The organism is Micromonospora sp. WMMC273, assembly GCF_027460285.1.
Taxonomy (GTDB): Bacteria; Actinomycetota; Actinomycetes; order Mycobacteriales; family Micromonosporaceae; genus Micromonospora; species Micromonospora aurantiaca.
The window spans coordinates 2,868,760-2,894,359 of record NZ_JAPZBE010000001.1 but is presented as its reverse complement, the minus strand read 5'-3'; the positions used below and the strand labels follow the sequence as shown (position 1 = coordinate 2,894,359).

Here is a 25,600-nt window from a genome sequence, read left to right as displayed (position 1 = left end):
GCCCTCGCTCCGCTCGGTGCGCTCGCTCATGCGGTGCTCCTGCGGGCCTCGCCCAGGGTGAGCTGGCGCGGGTCGAGCACGTCGCGCAGCGCGTCGCCGACCAGGTTGAACGCCAGCACGGTGAGGAAGATCGCCGCGCCCGGGAACACACCCAGCCACCACGCGTCGGTGACGAAACCGCGCCCGTCGAACAGCATCCGGCCCCAGGCCGGCGCGGGCGGCTGGATGCCGAGGCCGAGGAAGGACAGCGCGGCCTCCGAGAGGATCGCGAACGCCAGCGACAGCGACGTCTGCACGATCAGCGGCGCGGCGATGTTCGGCAGCACGTGCCGGCGCATGATGCGCAGGTCGGACGCGCCGATGGAGACGGCGGCCCGGACGAACACCTGCTCGCGTACGGAGAGCACGCCGGCGCGGGTGATCCGGGCGAAGATGGGTGTGTAGACCACGCCGATGGCGACCATCGCGGTGAGCAGGCCGGGGCCGAGCACCGCCACGATGGCGACCGCCAGCAGCAGCACCGGGAACGCGAACAGCACGTCCATGCAGCGCATGAGCACGCTGTCCAGCCAGCCCCGGTAGTAGCCGGCGAACAGCCCGAGCGTCACGCCGGCGACCAGCGCGATGCCGACGCTGACGGCGCCGACCTGAAGTGACACGCGGGCGGCGACGAGCACCCGGCTGAGCACGTCGCGGCCCAGCTCGTCGGTGCCGAACGGGTGCGCGCCGCTGGGCGGTCGCAGCATCTGGTCCACGTCGACGTCGTTGACGCCGGCCGGGGCGAGCCACGGGCCGGCCACGCCGACCACGACGAGCAGCACGAGCACGATCGTGCCGCCGACGGCGAGCGGGTCGCGGCGCAGCGCGTCCAGGACGCGGCGTCCGGTGCTCTCGGTCGTGGCGCTCACTTGACCGTGATCCTCGGGTCGAGGCGGGCGTAGAGGATGTCCACCAGCAGGTTGACAAGCAGGAACAGCGCCGCGACGAGCAGCACCGCGCCCTGCAGGACGGGATAGTCGCGGGCCTGCACGGCGTCGAAGGTGAGCCGGCCGATACCGGGCCAGGCGAACAGCACCTCGATCACGATGACGCCGCCGAGCAGGCTGGCGAGCTGCACCGCGACCACGGTGACCACCGGGATGAGCGCGTTGCGCAGCACGTGCCGCATGATCACCACCCGGTTGCGCAGCCCCTTCGCCTCGGCGGTGCGCACGTAGTCGGCGGAGAGCACCTCCAGCACGGAGGAGCGGATGAACCGGGTGAGGATCGACGCGGTGACCAGGCCGACGGTGACCGCCGGCAGCGCCACGTGGGTGGCCCACCGGCCGGGGTCGTCGGTCAGCGCCACATAGCCGGACGGGGGCAGCCAGCCGAGCACCCCGGCGAACAGCAGGATGCCCATGATGCCCATCCAGAAGTCCGGCACGGAGACGCCGAACTGGCTGAACACGCGGGCGGCGTGGTCGACGGCGGAGCCGCTGCGTACCGCCGCGACGATGCCCAGCGGAAACGCGACGAGCAGCGCGAACACCACGGCGGTGACGGCGAGCGACAGCGTGGCGGGCAGCCGTTCCAGCACGATCTGGCTCACCGGCTGGCCGGTGCGGAAGCTAACCCCCAGGTCACCGGTGAGCGCGTGCCCGAGGTAGCTGACGTACTGCACCGGCAGCGGCTGGTCGAGGCCGGCCCGTTCCCGCAGCGCATCGTACGTCTGCGGGTCGAACCGGGTGCCGAGCGCCACCCGGACCGGGTCGCCCGGCACCAGTTGCAGCAGCAGGAACACCACAAGGGTCACGCCGACCAGCACGACCGCCGACTGGAGGACCCGCCGCAGGACGAAGCGGGCCATCACTTCGCCAGGGCGACCGACCGGAACCGGATCGCCCGATCGGTGCGCACCTCGTAGCCGGAGACCTTCTTCGACCAGCCCTGCACCACGTCCGGGTTGTAGAGGTAGAGGTAGCTGGCGTCGTCGACGATCTGCTTCGCCGCCTGCTCGTACGCCTGCTTGCGGGCGCCCTGGTCGGTCTGGGTGCGCGCGTCGTCCAGCAGCTTGTCGACCGCCGGGTTCTTGTACTTGTGGAAGTTGAACGTGCCGCCGCTGTGGTGCTGGGCGTAGTAGAACTCGTCCGGGTCGATGTTGCCGAGCCAGCCGAGCATGAACCCGTCGAAGTTGCCCTTCGCCTGCTCGTCCAGCCACTGGGCGAAGTCCAGCGTACGGATCTTGACGGTGATGCCGACGTCCTTGAGCTGCGCGGCGATGACCTGCGCGGCGGTGACCGTCTCCGGATACTCGCTGGTGACCATCAGATCCATGGTCAGGTTGCTCACGCCGGCCTGGCCGAGCATCTGCTTCGCCTTGCCCGGGTCGTGGCTGTAGGGCGCGTAGTCGTAGTAGAACGCGCTGGCCTTCGGGATGGCGGTCTGGTTGACGGTGGCCAACCCGAACTTCGCGGCCTTGGTGATCGCCTCGCGGTCCAGCGCGTACCCGACGGCGCGCCGCACCTCGGGGTTGTCGAACGGCTTGCGGGCCTCGTTGAGCGCCACGTACCAGTAGTCGGTAGAGGCCGCCGACTTCACCACCGGGTCGTCGCCGTCCTGCAACGACTTCACCTGCTGGGGCGGCAGGTTGTCGGTCCACTGGACCTGGCCGCTGCGCAGGTTCTGCAGCGCCACCGTCGGGTCCTTGACGAAGGTGAACGTGACGCCGTCCAGCTTCGGCTTGTCCCCCCAGTACGAGTCGTTGCGCACCAGCTTGACGCTGTCACCGGAGGTGTAGCCGGCCACCTTGAACGGGCCACTGCCGACCGGCGCGGTCTTGACCTTGCCGGACTCGACGTTTGACTTCTCCACGATCGCCACGCCCTTGAAGCCGCCGAGGTTGGCGAGCAGGTTCGGCGTGGGCGCGCTGAGCGTCACCACCACTGTGGCCGGGTCGGGCCCGGTGACCGACTTGACGGTGGCGAACTTGTACGCGTTGTTCAGCTTCTCCTTGATGATCCGCTCGTACGAGTAGACGACGTCCTCGGAGGTCAGCGGCGACCCGTCGGAGAACGTGACGCCCTCGCGCAGCGTGAACGTCCAGGTGAGCTGGTCGTCGCTGGTGGTCCACTTCGTCGCCAGCGACGGCACCATCTTCAGGTCGGCGTCCGGCTCGACGAGCGTGTCGTAGACGTTCTCCAGCACCTGGAAGCTGTAGTAGGCCGAGGTCTTGTGCGGGTCGAGCTGGTCGGGTTCGCCGCCGATCGCGGCGTTGAGAACTCCACCGGAGCCGCCGGCGTTCCCCCCGCCGCCGACGTCGACCGCCTCGCCGCCGGTGCATCCGGACAGGACGCCGACGGTCAGTGTGAGTGCGGCGCCGAGCACGCCGAGCTTCTTCCTGGACACAGGCCCCCCTAGCCACTTCCCGGACAAAAGAAAGTTTCGGCGAGTCTTCTCTCCGAGCCGGATGATGTCAAACGAATCCAGCCAAATTGACTTGTCGTCGCGCGCTTGCCGGTGCGGAGTGAACGGTGGTTCAATCCGGGCCCGGACCTGATCCGCCACCTGCGCTGGGAGTTGCCGCCGTGACCACACACGAGGTCGTCAACCAGGTCCCGCCGATGGTCGGCCACGACACCGCCGACGACCCGGCGCTGCGCGACGGCGTGGCCCGCGAGGGCGCCGGCTGGGCGCTGCCCGACCTGCACGAGCTGGGCCGGCTCGCCGGTGGCGAGGAGGCCGCCGAGCACGGTCGGCTCGCCAACGAGCATCAGCCGGTGCTGCGCACCCACGACCGGTACGGCCACCGCGTCGACGAGGTGGAGTTCCACCCGTCCTGGCACGAGCTGATGCGTACCGCCGTCGGGCACGGCCTGCACGCCGCGCCGTGGGCCGACGACCGGCCGGGCGCGCACGTGGCCCGCGCGGCCGGGTTCTACCTGTGGCGGCCCGACGCGGGGCACGGCTGCCCGATCTCGATGACCTACGCGGCCGTGCCCGCGCTGCGGCACAGCCCGGAGCTGGCCGCCCGCTACGAGCCGCTGCTCACCGCCCGCGAGTACGACTTCGGGCTGCGCCCGCCGCAGACCAAGCGCGGCCTGCTCGCCGGCATGTCGATGACCGAGAAGCAGGGCGGCTCGGACGTGCGCGCCAACACCACCACGGCCCGGCCGGAGCCGGACGGCAGCTACCGGCTCGTCGGGCACAAGTGGTTCACCTCGGCGCCCATGTGCGACCTGTTCCTCACGCTCGCCCAGGCGCCCGGTGGCCTCACCTGCTTCCTGGTCCCCCGCGTGCTGCCCGACGGCACCCGCAACCCGATGCGGCTCATGCGGCTCAAGGACAAGCTCGGCAACCGCTCCAACGCCTCCGCCGAGGTCGAGTACGAGCACGCGGTGGCGTGGCGCGTCGGCGACGAGGGCCGGGGCGTACGCACCATCATCGACATGGTCAACCTGACCCGGCTGGACTGCGTGATCGGCGCCGCGGCCGGGATGCGCCACGGCGTGACCACCGCCGTGCACCACGCCACCCACCGGCGGGCGTTCGGCGCCTACCTGGCCGACCAGCCGCTGATGCGCAACGTGCTGGCCGACCTGGCGGTGGAGTCCGAGGCTGCCACCGTCCTGATGGTCCGGCTGGCCGGGGCGACCGACCGGTCCGCGCGCGGCGACGACGGCGAGACCGCGTTCAAGCGCCTCGCCCTCGCCGTCGGCAAGTACTGGGTGTGCAAGCGCTGGCCGGGGCACGCCGCCGAGGCGCTGGAGTGCCTGGGCGGCAACGGCTACGTGGAGGAGTCCGGCATGCCCCGGCTGTTCCGGGAGTCGCCGCTGAACTCGATCTGGGAGGGCTCCGGCAACGTCGCCGCCCTCGACGTGCTGCGCGCGCTCACCCGGGAACCGCAGGTGCTCGCCGCGTACGAGGCGGAGGTGGCCGCCGCGGCCGGGGCGGACGCCCGGCTGGACGCGGCGGTGCGCCGGGTGCGCGACGAGATGGCCGACCACACCGACCTGGAGCTGCGTGCCCGGCGGGTGGTGGAGCGGCTGGCGCTGGTGCTGCAGGGCGCGCTGCTGGTGCGCCACGGCCACCCGGCGGTCGCCGACGCGTTCTGCGCGTCCCGGCTCGACGGCGACCACGGGCAGGCGTACGGGACGCTGCCGGGCGGACTGGACCTGGCCGCGATCATCGACCGCGCCACCCCGAAGATCGGCTGAGGGGGTGGTGATGCGGCTCGCCTCGATACACCTGTATCCGGTCAAGTCCCTCGGCGGCGTCGACGTCGACCGGGCCGACGTGCAGCCGTGGGGGTTGCGTCACGACCGCCGCTGGGTGGTGCTGCGCCCGGACGGCCGCAAAGTGGGCTCGACCGCCCCGCCGGCGCTGCTCGGCCTGACCGCCGCGCCCGGCCCCGGGTCGATCACGCTCACCGCCCGCGACGGGTCGACGCTGACAGTCGCCGAACCGGTGGACGGGCCGCCGGTCCCGACCGACGTGTCGCGGCTGGACACGGTCCGGCTCGCCGCCGACGAGGCCCACGACTGGCTCTCCGCCCGGCTGGGCCGGCCCGTACGGCTGGCCTGGCTGGACGATCCGCGCCGCCGGCCGATGTCGGCCGAGCACGGCGGCCGGCCCGGTGATCCGCTGAACCTCTCCGACGCCGGACCGCTGCTGGTCGCCACGGTGCCGTCGCTGCGGCGGCTGCGGGACTGGATCGTCGAGGGCGCGCTGGAACGCGGCGAGCCCGCGCCGGAGCCGCTGGCGATGGCCCGGTTCCGGCCGACAGTGGTGCTGGACGAACCGCTCGAACCGTTCGCCGAGGACGGCTGGACGCGGGTGCGCATCGGGGCCGTCGACTTCCGGGTGTCCGAACGCTGCGACCGCTGCTCGGTGACGCTCATCGACCCGGAGACCCTCGCCGGCGGGAAGGAGCCGATCCGCACGCTGGCCCGGCACCGGCGTCACGGCGGCAAGACCTGGTTCGGTGTCCGCCTGGTCCCGCTGACCACCGGCGAGATCCGGGTCGGCGACGAATGCCACGCGATGTGACAGGCGTAGCGCCGGTGTCGGTGCGGTGGAGCAGACCGTCGCACATGCGTGGCCCGGACGAGGTGGACTGCCTCGACCTGCGCACCGGATCGCTGGTGTGGCGCGCGCCGGTGCCGCCGTACACCGGTCATCTCGTGGTGGACGAGGACACCGTGCTGGTGGGCGGGTGGCGCGGGTACACCGCACTGCGCGCGCTGGACCGGGAGACCGGGACGACGCGGTGGGCCACCACGGCGCGGGTGGCCACGGTCCGGCCCGCGGTTGCCGGTGGCGTCGTCGTGGTGGGCGCCCTCGGCGGGTCCGAGCTGCGGATACTCGACGCCGACAGCGGCGACGAGGTACGCCGGCTCGCCCTGCCCGAGCCGCTGACGGACAGCGACCACTCGCCGGCCCTCGTCACCGTCGACGACGACCACGTGCTGCTCCGGTGCGGCCCGCGCACGATCCGGCGGGTCCACCTCGAATCCGGCGACGGCGAGGAGTTCTTCCGCGCCGAGGCCGACCTCACCCCGGACGCGCCCTCCGTCACGGGCACCCTGGCCTGGGTACGCGACAACCGGGGCGGCCTTACCGCCGTCGACCTGACCACCGGCGGTGTCCGCCGGCGCGTGGGTGCGGGTGACCCGCCGGTCTCCGGCGTGGTGGCGGCGGGCCACTGTCACGTCGCGGCGCGACGGTCCGGCGTCCTCCTGCGCGTGGACGACGACGGCGTCCACGAGAGGGCCACCGCGCTACGCCGGATCGACTCCCTGCACGCCCTCGACCCGGACACCGTGCTGCTCGCCGGCGCGGGTGGGCTGAGCGCGGTCAGCCCGACCTGACCTGCCGGGACCGCCACTCGTCGGCCAGGATCGCGTGGACGAGCTGGTCGGCCCAGCCGTCCCGGAACCGGTAGCTGCGCACGTGCCGCGCCTCCCGCCGCATCCCGAGCCGGGCCATCAGGCGCGCCGACGGCGCGTTGTCCGCGTGGCAGCGGGCCATCACCCGGTGCAGCCCGAACCCGGCGAAACCCCAGTCCAGCAGCGCGCCGGCCGCCTCCGTGGCCAGCCCTCGGCCGCCGTGGTCGGGGTGGAAGACGTACCCCAGTTCGGCGGTGCGGTCCGCGGCGCTGCGCCACACCAGCTCGACCGCGCCGATCACCCGCGCGTCGCGGACCACGGCGAGCGTCAGGCAGTCGCCCTCCGCGCGCAGCGCGTCCTCGCCGGCCATCGCGGTCACCGACGCCAGGGACTCCGCCCGGGTACGCGGCGCGGCGCCGGCCATCCAGCGGACCACGTCCGGGCGGCGTTGCCAGGCGTGCACGTCGTCGAGGTCGTCGAGGGTGACCGGGCGCAGCAGCAGCCGGGGCGTGCGCAGCGGGTACGCCGGGTGGGTCATCCGGCGATGGTAGGAGGAACCTAGGGTGGGCCGCATGGTCGTTTCCGCCGACGACGGCAACCCGCTCACCCGGCTCACGCTCGACCAGCTCCGGCAGCGCACCAGCGTGAAGTGGCGGCTCTACCCGCCGGACGTGCTGCCGCTGTGGGTGGCCGAGCAGGACGTACCGCTGGCGCCGCCGGTGGCCGAGGCGCTGCGCCGGGCGGTCGAGCTGGGCGACACCGGCTACGCGTTCGGCACCGGGTACGCCGAGGCGGTCGGCGGGTTCGCCGCGCAGCGGTGGGGCTGGGCCGACTTCCCGGTCGGCCGGACCTCGCTGGTGCCGGACGTGATGATGGGTACGGTCGAGGTGCTGCGCCTGGTCACCGGCCCGGGTGACGCGGTGGTGGTCACTCCTCCGGTCTACCCGCCGTTCTACGCGTTCGTCACGAACGCCGGCCGTCAGGTCCTCGAGGCGCCGCTCGGCGCGGACCTGCGGCTCGACCCGGCCGCGCTGGAGGAGGCGTTCCGCCGCGCCCGCGCGATCGGCGACCGCCCGGCGTTCCTGCTCTGCAACCCGCACAACCCGACCGGTGTGGTGCACCGGCCCGACGAGCTGGCCGCCGTCGCCGAGCTGGCCGCCCGGCACGGCGTACGGGTGGTGGCCGACGAGATCCACTCACCGCTGGCGCTGCCCGGCGCGCGGCTCACCCCGTACCTGACGGTGCCGGGTGCGGAGAACGCGTTCGCGCTGCTGTCGGCATCGAAGGCGTGGAACCTGGCCGGGCTCAAGGCGGCGCTGGCGGTCGCCGGGCCGGACGCGGCGGACGACCTGGCCCGGATGCCGGAGGAGGTCAGTCACGGCCCCAGCCACCTCGGGGTGCTCGCGCACACGGCCGCGTTCCGAGCCGGCGGGCCGTGGCTGGACCGGCTGCTCGACGGCCTGGACGCGAACCGGGCGCTGCTCGGGTCACTGCTGGCCGAGCACCTGCCGACCGTGTCGTGGCAGCCGCCCGAGGGCACGTACCTGGCCTGGCTGGACTGCCGGCGCCTCGGCGTACCCACCGAGGCGGGCGACGGACCGGGCGTGGCGAGCGACCTGGCCGGTCCGGCGCGGATGTTCCTCGACCGGGCCCGGGTGGCGCTCAGCTCCGGGCACGTCTTCGGCGCCGGTGGTGCCGGGTTCGTGCGGCTCAACTTCGCCACCTCCCCCGCCGTGCTCACCGAGGCGGTCACCCGGATGGGCCGGGCGGCGGCGACCGCCTGACGTGCGGCTCAACGGGCGACGACGCGTACCCCCTGGTTGTCACCCTCGGACAGGAACGACGCCACGGCGCCGCCCTCGGCGGTGACGGCCGCGCGTTCGACGCGGGTGAACGCGCGCAGCGGCGTGACCACCACGACGCCCGCGTCGACCGTCCAGGTGGCGGCGACCCGGCCGTCGACGAGCACGAACCGGGCCCCGGCCACGGAGAGGTTGCGGTGGGCGTCGTCGATGATCCGGCTGCGGTCGTGGTAGCCGAGCACGGCGTTGTCGAAGGCGGGCAGGAACCGTACCGGCGCGGGGGTGTCCGGGTCGGGCCGGGACGCGTCCGGCAGGTCGAGCAGCGTGCGGCCCCGCGCGTCCCGGAAGGCCACCAGCTCGTCGCGGACCGCGGCCACCGCGGCGGGCAGCCCGGCGAGGCCGCACCAGGCGCGCAGGTCCGCCGACGCGGCCGGCCCGAACGCGGCCAGGTAGCGCCGCACCAGCGCCCGCCCGGCCGGGTCGTCGCCGTCCGGGCCGGGCGGTTCGGCGTCGCGGCCCAGCCACCGGGCCAGAGCGACGGTACGGACGCCGGCGGTGGTCCGCCACAGTCCGCGCGGCGGCGCCTGCACGGCCGGCACCAGCGCGAGCACGATCTCGCCGAGCGCCCGCCGGTCGGTCGCCGGCCAGCGCGGGGCGAGCGCCGCCACGATCTCGGCGGTGGTGCGGGGCTCGCCGTCGGCCAGGACCTTCCGGGCCGCCGCGGCGAGTTCGTCGAGGTCGACCCCGTCGAACTCGCCGCGGTAGACGCCCAGCACCCGCTGCCGCAGCATCGCGTCGTGCCGGGACCGCCAGGCCAGCACGTCGTCCGCGGCGAGCAGGTGCACGGTGCGGCGCATCAGGTGGGTACGCACCAGGCGGCGGCGCACCAGCAGGTCCGCCAGGACCGCCGGGTCGAAGGCCCGCAGCCGGGACCAGAGCCCGACGTACGGCTCCTGCGGCTCCTGGGCCTGCAACCCGCACAGGTGCGCCACCGCGTCGGTCACCGGCAGGTCGGCGCGGTCGAGCAGCAGTTGCCGGGCGAGCGTCGCCCGGTTGAGCGCACGCCGGTCGAGCACTGTCACGGCTTCGTTCTCCGGCCGGCTCAGGTGGTGGTCTGGCCGTCGATGCTCTCGCGCAGGATGTCCGCGTGCCCGGCGTGCTGGGTGGTCTCGGCGATGACGTGGATCAGCACCCGCCGGACGCTGCGGACCGAACCGGGCTCGTTCCACGGCGCGTCCGGGACCGGCCAGGTGGCCGACAGGTCCTCGACGCCGGCCACGATCTCCTCGGTACGGGCGGCGACGCGGGCGTACCGGTCGAGGATGGCCGGCAGCGTGTCCTCGGGCAGCATCTGGAAGTCCCGTCCCCGCTCGATCGCCCACTGCGGCAGCTCGCGGGCCTGCCCGGACATGAAGTCCTCCCAGGTGACGCCCTCGGGCATGGCGAAGGACATCGCCGAGGGGCCCTCGACCACGAACCGCAGCCACGCCTCCTCGGTGGACGCGACGTGCTTGATCAGGCCGCCCAGGCAGAGCGCGCTGACGGTCGGCTTCTGCCCGGCCTGCTCGTCGGTCAGGCCACGGACCGTGTTGATCAGCATGTTCCGGGCCTCGGCGAGCTCGGCCAGCAGGTCGGTCCGCTCGGCGTCCAGGGTGGCAGGGGTCGTGGTGGTGCCGGTCATCGTCATCGGTTCCTTCCGGTCCTGATCGGGTACGGGTCCACCCTCGCAGGCATAGCGGTCAGGAAGTGTCCTCTTCTCGCGGCAGAATGCGTGTCGTGCCGAAGACCTCCGCCCGACTGCTCGCCCTGCTGTCCCTGTTGCAGGCGCGACGCGACTGGCCCGGATCGCTGCTCGCCGAACGGCTGCGGGTCAGCCCGCGTACGGTGCGCCGCGACGTCGACCGGCTGCGGGAGCTGGGCTATCCGATCGAGAGCGCCAAGGGGCCGGACGGCGGCTACCGGCTGGGCGCCGGCTCGGCGCTGCCGCCGCTGCTCTTCGACGACGAGCAGGCGGTCGCCCTCACCGTGGCGTTGCAGACCGCCGCCGGTGGGGTGACCGGCATCGAGGAGGCGGCCGCGCGGGCGCTGACCACGGTGCGGCAGGTGATGCCGGCGCGGCTGCGGCACCGGGTGGACGCGCTGCGGGTGGTCGACGTGCAACGCGCCGGCACGCCGGCACAGCACCGGGTGGAACCGGCGCTGCTGATGACGTTGAGCGCCGCCGTGCACGCCCGCGAGGAGCTGCGCTTCGACTACGAGCCGGTGTCCGCCGCGCCACCGGATCCGGACCGGCCGCCGCGCCGGGTGCAGCCGCATCACCTGGTCACCTGGGGCGGCCGCTGGTACCTCGTCGCCTGGGACCTCGACCGCGACGACTGGCGCACGTTCCGGGTCGACCGGATCAGCCCGCGTACGCCCACCGGCCCCCGGTTCACGCCCCGCGAGTTGCCCGGCGGGGACGTGGCCGCGTACGTCGCCGGCCGGTTCAAGGGCGCCACCGGGCCGGGTGACTGGCCCTGCCGCGGGGAGGTGATCCTCGACCTGCCCGCCCGGGTGGTGTCCGGGTGGACCCGCGACGGGATCGTCGAGGCGCTGGGCCCGGACCGCTGCCGGCTGGTGCTGGGCGCCTGGTCGTGGCCCGGGCTGGCCGCCGTGCTCGGCCGCTACGACGCCGACATCGAGGTGGTCGGGCCGCCGGAGCTGCGCGAGGCGTTCGCCCGCCTGGCCCGCCGTTACGCCGCCGCGGCAGAGGGCCGGCACACGCCTCGGTAGCCCCGGGCCGGGGCGTCAGTCGGTGGGCAGGAGCGGGCGCATGAACGTGCGCTCGTACCGCAGGACGCAGCCCGACTCCTCGCGGATCCGGTCGGCGGCGACGAACTCCGGGTCCACTCCGAACCGGGCCCGGTACTGCTCGTACGCCGCCAGGCTGGAGAAGCTGAACAGCGCCTCGGCCCGGTCGCTGGCGCCCTCGGCGGGCAGGAAGTAGCCGTGGTGCACGCCGCCGTGCCGTGCCACCAGCCGCATCCAGGTGCGGGCGAAGCGCTCGAACGCCTCGATCTGTGCGGGGTCGATCGTGTAGTGCACGACGCAGGTGATCACGCGGCCACGATAGCGGCGGCCGGTCAGGCGGCGGAGCGGCGGTCGCCGGGGTCGGTCGTGTCGGCCAGGCCCGCGTACCGCCCCCTGTGGTAGAGCAGCGGCGAGCCGACGTCGGCGTGCCGGAGCAGTTCCGGTTCGGCAAGCACCACGGCGTGGTCCCCGACGACCACCCGGTCCACCACCCGGCACAGCAGCCAGGCCAGCGTGTCGTCGAGGACCGGTACCCCTTCCGGGCCGGGCCGCCAGCGGGTCGGCCCGGCGAACCGGTCGATCCCGCTGGTGGCGAACGTCCGGGCCAGCTCGTGCTGGCCGTGCCCGAGCAGGTGCACCCCGACGTGCCGGGCCCGGGACACCACCGGCCAGCTCGACGACCCCCGGTCCAGGCAGAACGAGACGATCGGCGGTCGCAGCGACACCGCGGTGAACGAGGTGGCGGTGAACCCGGCCGCGGGCGGACCGGCGGCGGTGACCACTGTGACGGTGCTGGCCTGGTGCCGCAGCAGCGTCCGCAGCGCGTCGGCGTCGGCGTCGACCGGGGTGTCGGCGGGCTCGGTCACGGTGTTCCTCCAAGGTGTACGGGACGGGACCGGTCAGACCGTGAAACCGTGGAACAGCACCGACGCCAGCCCGAGGGCCAGCACCAGGTTGAACACGGTGGCGGCGCCGAACACGGTCACCGGCCGCCAGCCGGCCTCGCGCAGCGACGACACGCGGACCTCCAGGCCGATGCTGACGAAGGCCAGGATGAGGAACCAGACGCGCAGGTCGGTGACGACCGCCATCGTGGTCTTGCCGTCCGCGCCCGCGGCGTCGAGGTACCAGGTGGCGATCACCGAGGCGGCGACGAACCCGAGGACGAACTTCGGGAACCGGCGCCACAGCTCGCCCAGCCCGGGGCGCGGGGCGTCCGGCCGGCGCTCCACCCGCAGCGCGAAGTACGCGGTGAGCGCCACCGCGACCACGCCCATCAGCGCGTTCTGGGTGACCTTGACGATGCTGGCGATCTGGAGCGCGTCCTCACCGGCGAGCGCGCCGGCCGCGGTGACGGCGGCGGTGGTGTCGATGTTGCCGCCGATCCAGGCGCCGGCGACCGCGTCGGAGAGGCCGAGCACGTCGGCCAGCCACGGCAGCAGGAAGATCGACGGCAGCGCGAACGCGATGACCAGGCTGGCCGTGTACGCGAGCTGTTCCCGGCGTGCCCGTACCGCACCGGCGGCGGCGATGGCGGCGCTGACCCCGCAGATCGACACCGCCGAGGCGAGCAGCGCGCGCAGCTTCTCGTCCAGGCCGAACCGCCCGGCCAGCCACCAGGTGAACAGGAACACGCCGCTGATCAGCAGCAACGCCTGGGCGATGGCGGGACCGGCGGCGCTCGCGATGACTGCGAGGTTGATCGAGGCGCCGAGCAGCACCAGACCGGTCTTGATGAAGAACTCGGTACGGAACGCGGCGGAGATCCGGTCCCGCAGCCCGGTCACCGTGACGATCAGGTTGCCGAGCAGGCCGAGCAGGATCGCGTAGACCGGGTACTCGACCGCGCCGGCCACGTCCTCGATCGCGCTGCCCTCGGCCCAGACCGGCACGTTCTGTTCGAGGTACCGGGTGAGCGCGGCGAGACCGAGCACCACCAGCAGGCCCAGGCCGGTCCAGGCCCAGAACGCGCCGGAGCGCAGGTCGGCCCGGGGTGAAGCGACCGCGGGCGTACCGGCGGGTCGGTCCGAGGTCGCGGCGGCCGGGGCGTCCACGGTGGAGGCCGCGGACGGCCCGGCGGCGGTGCTGCGGACGGCGGGTTCCGGGGCGGCGGCCATCACGGCACCAGCCCGGCCGGGATCGCGCCGGCCAGCACCAGAAGCAGCAGCGCGAGGCCGAGTACGGTGGCGGCCCAGTCCTCGCTGAAGGCGAGCCGGGACGTGCCGGCGGTGGGCGGTTCGGGTGGCGTGGGCGCGTTGCTCATGCGGGGCTCCTACGGGTACGCGCGGGCGACGGAGGGCAGCCGGAGGCGAGGGGTGACAGGGATCATCGACCCCAGTGAGAGTTTCCTACTTAACTAGTAGGATTACAAGGTCTTCCCGCGCTCCGGCTCACCCGCGGCGCGGGCGGCCACCACCACCGAGATGCCGTCGAGCACCCGCTGCAGACCGAACTCGAAGGCGTGGTCCGGCCCGTACGCCGCGCCGTGCGCCATGCCCGCGGCGGTGCCGACCCGCGCGGCGAGCGGGAAGCTGCCGGCGGCCATGAACTTCTCCAGCCAGGGCCCGTGCGTCCGCCACCACTGGTCGTCGGTCATCCCGGTCTCACGTTCCAGCTCGACCACGTCCAGCGCGACCCGGGCCGCGTTCTTGGCGTGCCCCAGCACGAGCGTGAGCACCGCGTCCATCTCCACGTCGTCGAGCCCGATGTCCGCCACGGCGTGCAGCTCGTAGTCGTACTTGGCGAGCACGTTCGGGCCGAGCACCGGCCGGGTCGTCTCGGCGCGCAGCAGCCACGGGTGGGCCCGGTAGAGGGCGAGGTTGTCCCGCGCGATGCGTTCCAGCCGGCCCCGCCAGCCACCCGGCACGTCGGCCGGGCGCGGCAGGTCACCGAGGACGGCGTCCACCATGACGTCGAGCAGTTCCGCCTTACCCGGCACGTACGTGTAGACGGACATGGTGCCCACGCCGAGTGCCTCGCTGACCCGGCGCATGGTGAGCGCGTCGATACCTTCGGCGTCGGCGATCTCGATCGCGGTCCGCACGATCCGGTCGACGCTGAGACCGGGACCTGCGCCGCGGCTGGCCGGTTCCCGGGTGCGCCAGAGAAGGGCCAGGCTGCGGGCGGGATCGGCCTTGCGCCGGCGCTCCTTCGACATGGTGCCGTCATCCTACCGGCCGGGCCGGTCACCAGCCGTCGGCGGGACGCCGGAAAAGGGGAGCCCGAGAATTGTTCGGGCAAAAAGAATGGCGGGTTCTCCCGCCACTACCAACATATAGCGCAACCCCGGTCTTGCCGCAAGACCGGGGTGACGGCGCACAATTGCCGGCCGTAACCCATTGCCGTGCCATTCGAAAAGCCGCGAAGAGCGGAGGCTCGGCCGTGCCCGCGATCGGAGACGAGTTGAACCTGCCTGCCACGAGCGTTTTCGATCTACCCGAGCGACTGTCGGCGAAGGCCGACCCCGAGCTGATCGCCGCCGACGAGCGGCACTTCGCCGCCATCGCGGACAGCCTGCGCCGCTCGATCGCCGACCTGACCGACCGGCTCGACGCCACGCGCCGGGCCGCGGGCGGCCGGGGCCGGCAGGCGGTCGACCGGGACCAGGAGGTCCGGCGGTTGAGCGCGCGCCTGCGCACGCTGCGCCGCTACGGCCTGGACCTGTGCCTGGGCCGGATGGTCGGCGCGGACGGCGGCGAACCGGTGTACGTGGGCCGCCTCGGCCTGACCGACGGCGCGGGCGGCCGGCTGCTGCTGGACTGGCGCTCCCCCGCCGCCGAGCCGTTCTTCGGCGCGACCCACGCCGACCCGATGGGCCTGGTCAGCCGCCGCCGGTACCGGTGGACCGCGGGCCGGATCACCGACTACTGGGACGAGGTGTTCACCGCCGACGGGCTGGCCGGGCACGCCGCGCTGGACGACCAGTCGGCGTTCATCGCCAGCCTGGGCGCGACCCGGTCGGCGCGGATGCGCGACGTGCTCGGCACCATCCAGGCCGATCAGGACGCGATCATCCGGGCCGGGTCGCGGGGTGCGCTGGTGGTCGACGGCGGCCCCGGCACCGGCAAGACCGTGGTGGCGCTGCACCGCACCGCGTACCTGCTGCACGCCGACCCGCGGCTGGGCGAGCGCCGGGGCGGGGTGCTGGTGGTCGGGCCGCACCAGCCGTACCTGAACTACGTCTCCGACGTGCTGCCCAGCCTGGGCGAGGAGGACGTGCAGATCTGCACGCTCGCCGACCTGGTGCCGGAGGGCGCGGCGGCGGCGCCGGAGACCGACCCGGAGGTGGCGCGGCTGAAGGCGTCCGGGGACGTGGTGCGCGTTGTCGACGCCGCGGTCCGGTTCTACGAGGAGCCGCCCGCGACCGCAATGACTGTCGGGGTCGGGGACGCCGAGGTGCGGCTGACCGCCGGCGACTGGGCGACGGCGTTCGAGGTGGCCGGGCCGGGCGTCCCGCACAACGAGGCCCGCGACGAGGTGTGGGAGGAACTGCTCACGATCCTGGTGGAGAAGTACCGCGGCGACGAGCCGGAGGAGGCGGTCCGCCGCGCGCTGGGGCGCGACCGGGAACTGGTCACCGCGTTCGGCCGGGCGTGGCCGCTGCTCGACCCGCTCGACGTGGTGGCCGACCTGTGGTCGGTGCCGGCCTACCTGCGCCGGTGCGCGCCCTGGCTGAGCGTCGAGGAGATCCGTACGCTGAGGCGGGCCGACCCTCGAGCCTGGACGGCGGCGGACCTGCCGTGGCTGGACGCGGCCCGGCGGCGGGTCGGTGACCCGGAGGCGTCGCTGCGGCGGCGCCGCGACGAGGGGGTTCTGGCGGCGCAGCGCGCCGAGATGGACACGGTGGTCGACGCGCTGATCGCGTCGCACGCCTACGACGACGGCGAGGGTCTGATGACCATGCTGTACGGCGAGGACATGCGCACCAGCCTGGTCGACTCCAGCGTGTTGAGCGTGGCCGATCCGGACCTGCTGGCCGGGCCGTTCGCGCACGTCGTGGTGGACGAGGCGCAGGAGCTGACCGACGCGCAGTGGCAGATGCTGCTGGCGCGCTGCCCGTCGCGCAGCTTCACGGTGGTCGGTGACCGGGCGCAGGCACGGCACGGGTTCACCGAGTCGTGGCCGCAGCGGCTGGCGCGGGCCGGGTTCGACCGCGTCGAGGTGGCGACGCTGTCCGTCAACTACCGCACTCCGGCGCAGGTGATGGCGGCGGCCGAGCCGGTAATCCGGGCCGTGCTGCCCGACGCCAACGTGCCCACGTCGATCCGCGACGGCGCTCCGGTGCGGTACGGCTCCCGCGCGGAGCTGCGCGCGGTGGTGGACGGCTGGCTCACCGCCCACCGCGAGGGCGTCGTGTGCGTCATCGGTGATCCGGCGTTCCCGGCCTCGGAGCGGGTCCGGTCGCTGAGCCCGGTGCTGGCCAAGGGGCTGGAGTTCGATCTGGTGGTGCTTGTCGACCCGGAGGCGTTCGGCGACGGGGTCGCCGGGGCGGTGGACCGGTACGTCGCGATGACCCGGGCCACCGGCGAACTGGTCGTGCTGACCGGGCCGTGACCGGGCCCCGGGGGCGGCGCACAGACCGCCCCCGGGGTCCGGCTCAGCGGCTGAGCGCCCGGTAGCGGCGCAGCGACAGCGGCAGGAACACCGCCACCAGCACCAGCGGCCAGAGCACCGCCAGCAGCGGGTGATGCGCGGCCACCCACGAGTCGCCGCCCCAGCCGGGGTTGCCGAACAGCTCGCGAGTGGCCCCGACGGTCGCGGACAGCGGATTCCACTCGGCGACCGCGCCCAGCCACGCGGGCATGGTGGACGGCGCCACGAACGCGCTGGACAGGAAGCCCAGCGGGAACTCCAGCGTCTGCACGGCCGTCACCGCGCTCTGCCCCTTCACGGTCAGGCCGAGGAAGACGCCCACCCAGACCAGCGCGAACCGCAGCAGCAGGATCAGCCCGAGCGCGGCGAGCGTGTCGCCGAGGTCGCCGCGTGCCCGCCACCCGATCGCCAGGCCGACGAGCAGCATGACGGCGAGCGTCACCACCGCGAACATCAGGTCGGCCACAGCGCGGCCGAGCAGCGGGGCCAGCCGGGACACCGGCATCGACCGCAGCCGGTCGGTGACGCCACGCTCCAGGTCCGCCGAGACCGCCAGGGTGGTCATGCTGATGCCGAAGACCATCGTCATGGCGAACATGCCGGGCATCAGGAACTCGCGGTAGCTGCCGCCGCCCGGTACCTGGAGCGCGCCGCCGAACAGGTACGCGAACATCAGCACCATCAGGATGTCGAAGCCCAGCGAGCCGATCAGCGGTCCGGGCTCACGCCGCCAGTGCGCCAGCGCACGACCGGTCAGCGTCAGGCCGTCACCGGCCAGCGACGCGCGCCGGGCCGGGGTCACCGTCGCGGTCACGCGGTCACCTCCACACCGGTCCGGTCGGCGGACGGCCCGCCGGTGAGCTGGAGGAACACCTCGTCCAGTGTGGGTCGCCGCAGCGCCACGTCGGCCACGTCCACGCCGTCGGCGTCCAGCGCACGCAGCACCTCGGTCAGCGCGCCGGCCCGGTCGCCGACCTGGGCGCTGACCGCCCGCCGGTCCGGATCGAGCGCCGGTTCGGTACGGGCCACGGCGCGCAGCCGCGCGGCGGCGGTGGCCAGGTCGGCGGCGTCACGAACGACCAGGTCGATCCGGTCGCCGCCGAGGCGGGACTTGAGCGCATCGGGGGTGCCCTCGGCGATCACCCGCCCGGCGTCGAGCACGCAGACGCGGTCGGCGAGCTGGTCGGCCTCGTCCAGGTACTGCGTGGTCAGCAACACCGTGGTGCCGGCGCGCACCAGATCGCGTACCGCCTCCCACACCTCGTTGCGCCCGCGCGGGTCCAGCGCCGTGGTCGGCTCGTCGAGGAACAGCACCGACGGCGCGAGGATCATCCCGGCGGCCAGGTCGAGGCGGCGGCGCATGCCACCGGAGTACGTGCGTACCGGCCGCCCGCCCGCGTCGGCGAGCCCGAACCGGTCGAGCAGCTCGGTGGCCCGCCGTCGTGCAGCGGCCCGGTCCAGGTGGAACAGGCGACCGAAGATGACCAGGTTCTCCCGGCCGCTCAGTGCCTCGTCCACCGCCGGGTGCTGGCCGACCAGGCCGATGCGGTGGCGCACCCGGTCGGCCTGCCCGGCCACGTCGAAGCCGGCCACCTCGGCCCGCCCGGCGTCGAAGCGCAGCAGCGTGGCCAGGATGCGGACGGCTGTGGTCTTGCCGGCGCCGTTCGGGCCGAGCAGCCCGCACACGGTGCCCGGTCGCACCCGCAGGTCGAAGCCGTCCAGCGCGGCCGTGTCCCCGTACCGCTTGCGCAGGCCCTCCGCGAGGATCGCATGTTCCACGTCTGTTCCCCCTCCGTCGACGAGGGCACTAACGTACAACGTACGGTATGGCGTCCGCCAATGATTCAGCCGATCATCCGGTGCTCCCACGCCCAGACCGCGATCTCGGTACGGTTCCGCAGGCCGAGCTTCGTCTGCACCGTCGAGACGTGGCTCTTCACGGTGCTCAGCGAGATGAACAACTCCGCGCCGATCTCCAGGTTGGTCCGGCCCCGGGCGATCTCGCGTACCACCTCGATCTCCCGCTCGGACAACGCCGGGCGGCGCTCGTCGCGGGGCGGCGCGGGCGGGGTCAGGTGCCGCAGCAGCCGGACCGTCACCGACGGGGACACGAGCGCGTCACCCTGGTACGCCGCCCGCACCGCCTCCACCAGAAGCGCCGGTCCGGCGTCCTTGAGCAGGAACCCGGCCGCTCCCCCGCGCAGCGTGCCGTAGACGTACTCGTCCAGGTCGAACGTGGTGACCACGACGACGCGCAGCGGGTCGGCCACCTCGGGCCCGGCGAGCGCCCGGGTCACCTGGAGCCCGTCGAGCCGCGGCATCCGGATGTCCACCAGGCAGACATCGGGTCGCAGGCGGCGGGCCTGGGCGACCGCGTCGACACCGTCGGACGCCTCGGCGACCACTGTGATGTCCGGCTGGTCCTCCAGGATCAGCCGCAGCCCGCCGCGAACCATCGCCTGGTCGTCGGCGAGCAGCACCCGGATCGTCATCACCGCCTCCCGTACGGCACGGAGGCCCGGACCGACCATCCGGCGCCGGGGCAGGGACCAGCGGTCAGCGTGCCGCCGAGGGCCTCGACGCGCTCCCGCAGGCCGATCAGGCCGTATCCGCCCCGGGACTCGGCGGGCGTGGCGGACGCGTCGTCGGTCACCTCGACCACCACCGCGTCCGGCTCCTGCGCCACGTCGACTGTGACCTGGCCGGTGTGCGGCGCGTGGCGGGCCACGTTCGTCAGCGCCTCCCGGACGATCCGGTGCACGGTGCTGGTGACCTCCGGCGGCCAGGCCGTCTCCGCCGGCAGCCGCAGCCGCACCGGCGGGCCCTGCCGGCGGAACCGCTCGACCAGTTCCTCGATCTGCTCGGTACCGGCCGAGGCCGGCGGCGCGTCCGCGGTGTCGCGCAGCAGCCCGACCAGGCGGCGCATGGCCCGCATCGCCTCGCCGCCTGCTGCCTCGATGCCGGCCAGCGACTCAGTGGCGCGCGCCGGATCCCGGCGCCCGACCAGGTGGGCGGCCTGTGCCTGCACCACGATGCCGGTGACGTGGTGGGCCACCACGTCGTGCAGTTCCCGGGCCAGTTCCAGCCGCTCGTCGCGGCGTACCCGCTCGGCGGTGACCTTCGCCCGCTCGTCGAGCAGCCGCAGCGTGAGCCCGGCGGCGACCCCGCCGAGCCAGCACAGCCCGTTGAGCGCGACCACCCCCGACCCGCCCGCCCCCGGCCGGGCGGCCGGCCACGCCCCGGCCGCCACCACGAGACCACCGGCGCCGATCAGTCCGGCGGGCAGCGGCGGCAGAGCGCGTACCGCCGATCCGACCAGGACGGCCGACGCGAGCGCCAGCGCCGGCCCCGGCTCGGTGGGCAGGTCGAACAGCCGGGCGACGGCGACGGCCGACCCGGCGACGACGAGTCCGGCGGTGGCGGTGACGACGCGCTGCCTGTCGCGTACCAGAGCCAGCACGCCGACCACGACGGCGGCCGTGCCGCCGGGAAGCCAGTACGGCAGCCCCCAGCTCGCGGCGATCGCCACCGCCTGGACGCCGATCGCGGCGAGCAGCACCACGGCGAGCCCCGCCGTCGCCGCCACGCGGGTGATCCGTTCACCAGCCATGCCCAGCACGTTAGGAGATCGCGGGCCGTCGCGAACCGGCCGAAAGTAGGGGCCGCCCGAGTGCCGGACCCTGCTCCGGACCGATGCCCGCCGGTCCGGGCGTGCCCAGGATGAGCCGCATGTATCCACCACTCGCCCTGCACGCCGAGCGGCTGACCAAACGGTACGGCCGCCGCACCGCGCTTGCCGACTGCGACCTGAGCGTTCCGCGCGGGCACGTGGTCGGCCTGGTCGGCCCCAACGGCGCCGGCAAGTCCACGCTGCTGCAACTGGCCTGCGGCCTGATCGCGCCCACCTCGGGTTCGCTGACGGTGCTCGGCTCACCGCCGGCCGCCGACGCCGCGCACCTGGCCCGGGTCGGTTTCGTCGCCCAGGACACACCGGTCTACGCCTCCCTGACCGTCGCCGAGCACCTGCGGATGGGCGCCTGGCTCAACCCGTCCTGGGACGCGGCGCTGGCCCGGCGGCGCGTCGACGAGGTCGGCCTCGATCCGGCGCAGAAGGCGGGCCGGCTCTCCGGCGGCCAGCGCGCGCAACTGGCCCTCGCGTTGGCCGCCGCGAAACGTCCCGAGCTGTTGATCCTCGACGAGCCGGCCGCCGCGCTGGACCCCCTCGCGCGCCGCGAGTTCATGCACGGGCTGGCCGGTTTCGTGCGGGAACTCGGCGCCGGGGCGGTGCTCTCCTCGCACCTGCTCGGCGACGTGGCGCAGGTCTGCGACCACCTGGTCGTGCTCTGTGCCGCCCAGGTGCAGGTGGCCGGACCGGTCCCGGACCTGCTCGCCACGCACCACCGGAGCACCGCCGCGCCCGCCGGGGCCGAGGTGATCTGGGCCGAGCCCGGCCGCGTCGTGGTCCGGGGCCCGGCGGTACGCGACGACGCGCCGGTCACGCTGGAGGAACTGGTCCTGGCGTACCTGTCCCGGGCCGCCGCCCGCCCGGCGGTGACCAGATGATCCGGATGACGCTGCGGCAGTTCCGCCTCCCGGCGCTCGTCGGCGCCGTCCTGCTGGTGCTGGCCGGCGCCTACCTGCTGCGCCTCGGCGCGGACATCCGGGCCGTGCCCGATCCGGCCCGGCTGCCCGGCCGGTACGCGCAGACGATGCTGTTCCTCGCCGGCGGGTTCGCGCTGGTGCCCGCGCTGATCGGCGCGTTCTGGGGCGCGCCGCTGGTGGCCCGGGAGCTGGAGCAGGGCACGCACCGGCTGGTGTGGAACCAGAGCGTGCCGCGCCGCCGCTGGCTGGCGGTCAAGCTGGCGGTGCTGTCGGCCGCCGCCGCGCTCGTCGCCGGTGTGCTCGGCGCGCTGCTGACCTGGGCGGCCGCGCCCGTCGACCGGGTCGCCGGCGACCGATTCAGCACCGTGCTGTTCGGCGCGCGCGGGATCGCGCCGGTCGGGTACGCCGTGTTCGGCCTCGTCCTCGGCGTGGTCGCCGGGCTGCTGCTGCGCCGCACCCTGCCGGCGATGGCAGTGGTGTTCCTGGCCGTGGTCGTGGTGCAGCTCGCCGTGCCGAACCTGCTGCGCCCGCACTACCTGCCGCCGGAGCGGGTCACCGTGCCGATGACCGCCGACACCGTCAACCGGGCCCGCAACCTGGGCAGCATCACCGGCGCGCCGGTCGTCGGCGGGCTGGACGTGCCGGGTGCGTGGGTCACCGGCATCAGCCCGCTGCGGACCGCCGACGGGCGGCAGCTCTCCGACGAGGCGTTCGGCACCTGTTTCCGTGACCCGCCGCGTACCGGAGCCACCGGCACGTTCGGCGACACCGCGGTCTGCCTCGGCAAGCTCGGCCTGCACGTGGACCTGGCGTACCAGCCGAACCGCCGGTTCTGGGCGTTCCAGTGGATCGAGCTGGCACTCCACCTCGGCGCGGCGGGTCTGCTGGCGGCGCTCGGCCTGTGGCACGTCCGGAGACGGGCCGGCTGAGCGGACGGGGGCGGACGGTCCGGGCGCCACGCGCGCCCGGACCGCCGTACCTAGCGCTTGAACAACGCGCGCAGCGCCTCGGCGATCTCGCCCGGCGCCTCCTCGGCCATGAAGTGCCCGGCCGTGGTGGTGCGATGCTCCAGGTCCGGGGCCCAGGCCCGCCACACCGCCGCCGCGTCGTAGCCGAGCGCGGCGCCCCAGTCCTGCTGGATGACTGTGGTAGGCATGGTCAGCTGCCGCCCGGCGTCCCGGTCCGCCCGGTCGTGCGTCACGTCGATCCCGGCCGACGCCCGGTAGTCGGCGACGATGGAGTCGACCGCCTCCCGGGAGGCGCGCAGGTACTCGGCGCGCACCTGCGCCGGCATGGCCGCCGGGTCACCGGCCCAGGCGTCGAGGAAGTGCCCGAAGAACGCGTCGGCGCTGCCCGCGATCATCTGCTCCGGCAGGCCGGGCGGCTGGGCCATCAGGTAGAGGTGGAACGCCACCGAGGCGTTCACGCCGTGCAGCACGTCCCACATGTCGAGGGTGGGCAGCACATCAAGCGACGCCAGGTGGGTGACCGCGTCCGGGTGGTCCAGACCGGCCCGGACCGCGACCAGGGCACCCCGGTCGTGCCCGGCCAGCGCGAACCGCTCGTGCCCGAGCGCGCGGACCAGCGCCACCACGTCGGCGGCCATCGTCCGCTTGCTGTACGTGTCCTCGGTGTGCGCGGCCGGCTTGTCGCTGGCGCCGTAACCGCGCAGGTCGGGGCAGATCACCGTGTGCCCGCCGGCCAGGTCGGCGGCCACGTGCCGCCACATCAGGTGGGTCTGCGGGAAGCCGTGCAGCAGCACGACCGGGCTGCCGGAGCCGCCCACCGCCACGTTCAGCGTCACGCCCTCGGCGACCGGAACGCGCTGGTAGTCGAATCCCGCGATGGTGGTGCTCATCATGATCCCTCTTTCGTCTCGTCGTACCTGACCAGCGTGGCGGCGCCGGATGAGCAACCGATGAGCGCGATACGGTGACCCTGGTCGAGGAGGGTCGGTGCCTGTCGGTTTCGGTGTGCTGGGTCCGGTGACGGCCTGGGACGACGCGGGTGTGCCGGTCGACCTGAAGGGGCCCCGGCACCGGGCCGTGCTGGCGCGGCTGGTCGCCGCCCGGGGCCGGACCGTGCCGGTCGGGCAGATCGTCGACGACCTGTGGGACGACCCACCGGCCGGCGCGGTGGGCGCGGTCCGCACGTTCGTCGCGGCGCTGCGCCGCCGCCTGGAACCGCACCGTCCGCCGCGCGAGCCGGCCCGGCTGCTGGTCACCGACGGACCGGGGTACGCGCTGCGCGCCGACCCGGGCACCGTCGACGCCTGGCGGTTCGAGGACACCGTCACCGCGACTGCCGAGGCGCTGCCCCGGGCCGCGCTCGACCGGCTCGACGAGGCGCTGGGCTGGTGGCGCGGACCCGCGTACGCCGACTTCGACCAGCCGTGGGTGCACGCCGAACGGTCCCGGCTCGACCAGATCCGGCTGACCGCCGTGGAGCGGCGGGCCGAGGCGCTGCTGGCGCTGGACCGGGCCGCCGACGCCGTACCCGACCTCGACGCGCACGTCGCCGCGTACCCGTGGCGGGAGGACGGGTGGGCGCTGCTGGCGTCGGCGCTCTACCGGGCCGGACGGCAGGCCGACGCGCTCGCCGTGCTGCGCCGGGCCCGGGAGCTGCTGCGCGACCAGCTCGGCCTGGACCCGGGACCGCGGCTGCGGCGGCTGGAGACCGACCTGCTGCGCCAGGCCGAACCCGAGCCGACCGGTCCGGCGCGGGTCTGGGCGGAGACCGCAGCGGCGTACGAGCGCAGTGTGGTCCCCGGCGCCCGGGCTCGGCTGGAGTCGACTGTCGGGCTGCTGCGCAGCCTCGCGGTGACCGGGCCGGGTGGACTGGAGGCCGCCCGGGACCAGCGTGAGGCGGCCATCACCGCGGCCGAGCAACTGGGCGACCCGGAGTTCACCGCGCGGGTGATCGGCGGGTACGACGTACCGGCGATCTGGACCCGCTCGGACGACCCGGCGCAGGCGGCCCGGGTCGTCGCGGCGGCGCAGCGGGCCCTGGCCGGGCTGGGCCCCGATACGCCGGAGGCGACGCACGCCCGGCTGCTGGCCACCGTCGCGATCGAGTCCCGCGGTACGGCGTCGCCGCGACCCGCCGAGGCGGCGCGGGACGCGGAGGCGATCGCCCGGCGGGTGGCCGATCCGGCGCTGCTGGCCCAAGCGCTCAACGGCGTGTACATGCAGACGTTCCACCGGACCGGGCTGGCCGCCGAGCGGGACGCGATCGGGGTGGAACTGGTAGCGCTCGCCGCCCGGCACGGCCTGGCCACAGCCGAGATCCTCGGGCACCTGATCCGGGTGCAGGCGCGGAGCGCTCTCGCCGACTTCACCGCCGCCGACGCGCACGCCGACGCGGCGGACCGGCTCGCCGCCCGGCACGAGAGCCCGCTCGTCGGCGTGTTCACCGGCGGCTACCGCGCGATGCGGACCGCCGCCACCGGCGCCGCGTACCCGGAGGCGAAGGCCGCGTACCGGTCGTGGGCGACCCGGCTGGCCGGCTGCGGGATGCCCGGCGTGGAACGCGGGCTGGCGTCGCTGGCGCTGCTCTGCCTGCGGGCGTGGCACGACCGGCCGGCCGTCTTCCCCGCCGACACCGACTGGGGCCCGTACGCGCCCTGGGCCCGCCCGCTGCTCCTGCTCGCCGACGGGCGGCGCGACGAGGCCGCAAGGGCGTTGCGTCGCGCCCCGGCGCCGCCGCGTGACCTGCTCATGGAGGCGCTGTGGTGCCTGACCGGCCGGGCCGCCGTGGCGCTCGAGGACCGGGACGCGATGCTGCGGGCCCGGGCCGCGCTCGCCCCGGCGGCGGGCGAGCTGGCCGGGGCGGGCAGTGGCCTGCTCACCGTCGGGCCGGTGGCCCTGCATCTGGACCGGCTCGACGCCGCACTCGCGGTGACCGGCGGCCGCTACCGTTCATGAGGGCGGCTCGGATGGCCCGCGCCCT

Annotated in this window: 25 protein-coding genes; 9 read left to right on the top strand and 16 right to left on the bottom strand. The window is 74.3% G+C overall.

The window, feature by feature from the left end; translation table 11 throughout:
• Positions 1-26 precede the first annotated feature (26 nt).
• From O7611_RS13475 to O7611_RS13465, 3 genes are read right to left on the bottom strand one after another with little or no spacing between them, the layout of a single operon-like run.
• A complete protein-coding gene (locus tag O7611_RS13475; RefSeq protein ID WP_269696947.1) occupies positions 27-908 on the bottom strand; it encodes an ABC transporter permease in 882 nt (293 codons plus the stop codon).
• Positions 905-1,849, bottom strand: coding sequence for an ABC transporter permease (locus tag O7611_RS13470; protein ID WP_269696946.1), 945 nt, complete (start codon positions 1,847-1,849; stop codon positions 905-907). Before O7611_RS13470 ends, O7611_RS13475 begins: the two co-directional genes overlap by 4 nt.
• On the bottom strand, positions 1,849-3,387 hold the full coding sequence (locus O7611_RS13465) for an ABC transporter substrate-binding protein (RefSeq protein ID WP_194802485.1): 1,539 nt from the start codon (positions 3,385-3,387) through the stop codon (positions 1,849-1,851). The genes O7611_RS13470 and O7611_RS13465 overlap by 1 nt, the downstream gene beginning before the upstream one ends.
• 179 nt (positions 3,388-3,566) lie before the next feature.
• Here O7611_RS13465 and O7611_RS13460 point away from each other — a divergent pair, with 179 nt between their 5' ends.
• From O7611_RS13460 to O7611_RS13450, 3 genes are read left to right on the top strand one after another with little or no spacing between them, the layout of a single operon-like run.
• Complete coding sequence (locus O7611_RS13460; protein ID WP_269696945.1) at positions 3,567-5,195, top strand: acyl-CoA dehydrogenase family protein; 1,629 nt, start codon at positions 3,567-3,569, stop codon at positions 5,193-5,195.
• A 10-nt stretch (positions 5,196-5,205) separates the two neighbouring features.
• Positions 5,206-6,027: an MOSC domain-containing protein gene (locus tag O7611_RS13455; protein ID WP_269696944.1), complete on the top strand. Its 822-nt coding sequence runs from the start codon at positions 5,206-5,208 to the stop codon at positions 6,025-6,027.
• A gap of 44 nt (positions 6,028-6,071) precedes the next feature.
• On the top strand, positions 6,072-6,848 hold the full coding sequence (locus O7611_RS13450; RefSeq protein WP_269696943.1) for an outer membrane protein assembly factor BamB family protein: 777 nt from the start codon (positions 6,072-6,074) through the stop codon (positions 6,846-6,848).
• Here O7611_RS13450 and O7611_RS13445 read toward each other — a convergent pair.
• Positions 6,835-7,404 (bottom strand): GNAT family N-acetyltransferase, encoded by a 570-nt coding sequence (locus tag O7611_RS13445; RefSeq protein ID WP_269696942.1) that lies wholly within the window; start codon positions 7,402-7,404, stop codon positions 6,835-6,837. The genes O7611_RS13450 and O7611_RS13445 overlap by 14 nt on opposite strands.
• Before the next feature lie 34 nt (positions 7,405-7,438).
• On the opposite strand from O7611_RS13445, the gene O7611_RS13440 reads away from it, so the two are divergent.
• Positions 7,439-8,650, top strand: a complete 1,212-nt coding sequence (locus tag O7611_RS13440) for a MalY/PatB family protein (protein WP_269696941.1) — start codon at positions 7,439-7,441, stop codon at positions 8,648-8,650.
• 8 nt (positions 8,651-8,658) lie between these two features.
• Here O7611_RS13440 and O7611_RS13435 read toward each other — a convergent pair whose 3' ends face one another.
• Together O7611_RS13435 and O7611_RS13430 are read right to left on the bottom strand one after the other, a co-directional pair.
• Positions 8,659-9,750 (bottom strand): winged helix DNA-binding domain-containing protein, encoded by a 1,092-nt coding sequence (locus O7611_RS13435; RefSeq protein WP_269696940.1) that lies wholly within the window; start codon positions 9,748-9,750, stop codon positions 8,659-8,661.
• Between the two features lie 20 nt (positions 9,751-9,770).
• The gene (locus O7611_RS13430) at positions 9,771-10,349 is read right to left on the bottom strand and encodes a DinB family protein (RefSeq protein WP_269696939.1); all 579 of its coding nucleotides are present in this window, start codon (positions 10,347-10,349) and stop codon (positions 9,771-9,773) included.
• 86 nt (positions 10,350-10,435) lie between these two features.
• On the opposite strand from O7611_RS13430, the gene O7611_RS13425 reads away from it, so the two are divergent.
• On the top strand, positions 10,436-11,440 hold the full coding sequence (locus O7611_RS13425) for a helix-turn-helix transcriptional regulator (protein ID WP_269696938.1): 1,005 nt from the start codon (positions 10,436-10,438) through the stop codon (positions 11,438-11,440).
• 15 nt (positions 11,441-11,455) lie between these two features.
• Here O7611_RS13425 and O7611_RS13420 read toward each other — a convergent pair whose 3' ends face one another.
• From O7611_RS13420 to O7611_RS13400, 5 genes are all read right to left on the bottom strand, one after another.
• The gene (locus O7611_RS13420; protein ID WP_269696937.1) at positions 11,456-11,767 is read right to left on the bottom strand and encodes an NIPSNAP family protein; all 312 of its coding nucleotides are present in this window, start codon (positions 11,765-11,767) and stop codon (positions 11,456-11,458) included.
• A 23-nt stretch (positions 11,768-11,790) separates the two neighbouring features.
• Complete coding sequence (locus O7611_RS13415; RefSeq protein WP_269696936.1) at positions 11,791-12,324, bottom strand: flavin reductase family protein; 534 nt, start codon at positions 12,322-12,324, stop codon at positions 11,791-11,793.
• Positions 12,325-12,357: 33 nt separating this feature from the next.
• Entirely contained in the window at positions 12,358-13,575 is a 1,218-nt protein-coding gene (locus O7611_RS13410; RefSeq protein ID WP_269696935.1) for a YeiH family protein, read from the bottom strand.
• Complete coding sequence (locus O7611_RS13405; RefSeq protein ID WP_162959099.1) at positions 13,575-13,721, bottom strand: hypothetical protein; 147 nt, start codon at positions 13,719-13,721, stop codon at positions 13,575-13,577. The genes O7611_RS13410 and O7611_RS13405 overlap by 1 nt, the downstream gene beginning before the upstream one ends.
• A gap of 102 nt (positions 13,722-13,823) precedes the next feature.
• Positions 13,824-14,615, bottom strand: coding sequence for a TetR/AcrR family transcriptional regulator (locus O7611_RS13400; protein WP_194802473.1), 792 nt, complete (start codon positions 14,613-14,615; stop codon positions 13,824-13,826).
• A gap of 224 nt (positions 14,616-14,839) precedes the next feature.
• Between O7611_RS13400 and helR the strand changes: the two genes are divergently transcribed.
• Complete coding sequence (helR, locus tag O7611_RS13395; protein ID WP_269696934.1) at positions 14,840-17,011, top strand: RNA polymerase recycling motor ATPase HelR; 2,172 nt, start codon at positions 14,840-14,842, stop codon at positions 17,009-17,011.
• A gap of 43 nt (positions 17,012-17,054) precedes the next feature.
• On the opposite strand, the gene O7611_RS13390 is transcribed toward helR, so the two are convergent.
• The 4 genes from O7611_RS13390 to O7611_RS13375 all read right to left on the bottom strand — a co-directional run bounded on the left by O7611_RS13390 (position 17,055) and on the right by O7611_RS13375 (position 20,660).
• Positions 17,055-17,864 carry an ABC transporter permease gene (locus tag O7611_RS13390; protein ID WP_269696933.1) on the bottom strand — a complete coding sequence of 270 codons (810 nt, stop codon included), beginning with the start codon at positions 17,862-17,864 and terminating at the stop codon, positions 17,055-17,057.
• Positions 17,861-18,829, bottom strand: coding sequence for an ATP-binding cassette domain-containing protein (locus O7611_RS13385; protein WP_194802470.1), 969 nt, complete (start codon positions 18,827-18,829; stop codon positions 17,861-17,863). The genes O7611_RS13390 and O7611_RS13385 overlap by 4 nt, the downstream gene beginning before the upstream one ends.
• Positions 18,830-18,894: 65 nt before the next feature.
• Entirely contained in the window at positions 18,895-19,542 is a 648-nt protein-coding gene (locus O7611_RS13380) for a response regulator (protein ID WP_269696932.1), read from the bottom strand.
• Positions 19,542-20,660: a sensor histidine kinase gene (locus tag O7611_RS13375; RefSeq protein ID WP_269696931.1), complete on the bottom strand. Its 1,119-nt coding sequence runs from the start codon at positions 20,658-20,660 to the stop codon at positions 19,542-19,544. Before O7611_RS13375 ends, O7611_RS13380 begins: the two co-directional genes overlap by 1 nt.
• 119 nt (positions 20,661-20,779) lie before the next feature.
• On the opposite strand from O7611_RS13375, the gene O7611_RS13370 reads away from it, so the two are divergent.
• Together O7611_RS13370 and O7611_RS13365 are read left to right on the top strand one after the other, a co-directional pair.
• A complete protein-coding gene (locus O7611_RS13370; RefSeq protein ID WP_269696930.1) occupies positions 20,780-21,613 on the top strand; it encodes an ABC transporter ATP-binding protein in 834 nt (277 codons plus the stop codon).
• Entirely contained in the window at positions 21,610-22,581 is a 972-nt protein-coding gene (locus O7611_RS13365; protein ID WP_269696929.1) for an ABC transporter permease subunit, read from the top strand. The genes O7611_RS13370 and O7611_RS13365 overlap by 4 nt, the downstream gene beginning before the upstream one ends.
• A 50-nt stretch (positions 22,582-22,631) precedes the next feature.
• Here the strand turns inward: O7611_RS13365 and O7611_RS13360 are convergent, their stop codons facing one another.
• Complete coding sequence (locus tag O7611_RS13360) at positions 22,632-23,510, bottom strand: alpha/beta fold hydrolase (RefSeq protein WP_269696928.1); 879 nt, start codon at positions 23,508-23,510, stop codon at positions 22,632-22,634.
• Between the two features lie 97 nt (positions 23,511-23,607).
• On the opposite strand from O7611_RS13360, the gene O7611_RS13355 reads away from it, so the two are divergent.
• Positions 23,608-25,575, top strand: coding sequence for an AfsR/SARP family transcriptional regulator (locus O7611_RS13355; RefSeq protein WP_269696927.1), 1,968 nt, complete (start codon positions 23,608-23,610; stop codon positions 25,573-25,575).
• The last annotated feature ends 25 nt before the right edge of the window (positions 25,576-25,600 follow it).

Bases quoted from the DNA above. Each gene is read 5' to 3' on its own strand.
- O7611_RS13440 (WP_269696941.1), top strand. From the start codon at position 7,439: ATGGTCGTTTCCGCCGACGACGGCAACCCGCTCACCCGGCTCACGCTC.
- O7611_RS13445 (WP_269696942.1), bottom strand. From the start codon at position 7,404: ATGACCCACCCGGCGTACCCGCTGCGCACGCCCCGGCTGCTGCTGCGC.
- O7611_RS13410 (WP_269696935.1), bottom strand. From the start codon at position 13,575: ATGGCCGCCGCCCCGGAACCCGCCGTCCGCAGCACCGCCGCCGGGCCG.
- O7611_RS13430 (WP_269696939.1), bottom strand. From the start codon at position 10,349: ATGACCGGCACCACCACGACCCCTGCCACCCTGGACGCCGAGCGGACC.
- O7611_RS13370 (WP_269696930.1), top strand. From the start codon at position 20,780: ATGTATCCACCACTCGCCCTGCACGCCGAGCGGCTGACCAAACGGTAC.
- O7611_RS13450 (WP_269696943.1), top strand. From the start codon at position 6,072: ATGCGTGGCCCGGACGAGGTGGACTGCCTCGACCTGCGCACCGGATCG.
- O7611_RS13380 (WP_269696932.1), bottom strand. From the start codon at position 19,542: ATGACGATCCGGGTGCTGCTCGCCGACGACCAGGCGATGGTTCGCGGC.
- O7611_RS13375 (WP_269696931.1), bottom strand. From the start codon at position 20,660: ATGGCTGGTGAACGGATCACCCGCGTGGCGGCGACGGCGGGGCTCGCC.
- O7611_RS13425 (WP_269696938.1), top strand. From the start codon at position 10,436: ATGCGTGTCGTGCCGAAGACCTCCGCCCGACTGCTCGCCCTGCTGTCC.
- O7611_RS13405 (WP_162959099.1), bottom strand. From the start codon at position 13,721: ATGAGCAACGCGCCCACGCCACCCGAACCGCCCACCGCCGGCACGTCC.
- O7611_RS13365 (WP_269696929.1), top strand. From the start codon at position 21,610: ATGATCCGGATGACGCTGCGGCAGTTCCGCCTCCCGGCGCTCGTCGGC.
- O7611_RS13360 (WP_269696928.1), bottom strand. From the start codon at position 23,510: ATGAGCACCACCATCGCGGGATTCGACTACCAGCGCGTTCCGGTCGCC.
- O7611_RS13470 (WP_269696946.1), bottom strand. From the start codon at position 1,849: ATGGCCCGCTTCGTCCTGCGGCGGGTCCTCCAGTCGGCGGTCGTGCTG.
- O7611_RS13455 (WP_269696944.1), top strand. From the start codon at position 5,206: ATGCGGCTCGCCTCGATACACCTGTATCCGGTCAAGTCCCTCGGCGGC.
- O7611_RS13400 (WP_194802473.1), bottom strand. From the start codon at position 14,615: ATGTCGAAGGAGCGCCGGCGCAAGGCCGATCCCGCCCGCAGCCTGGCC.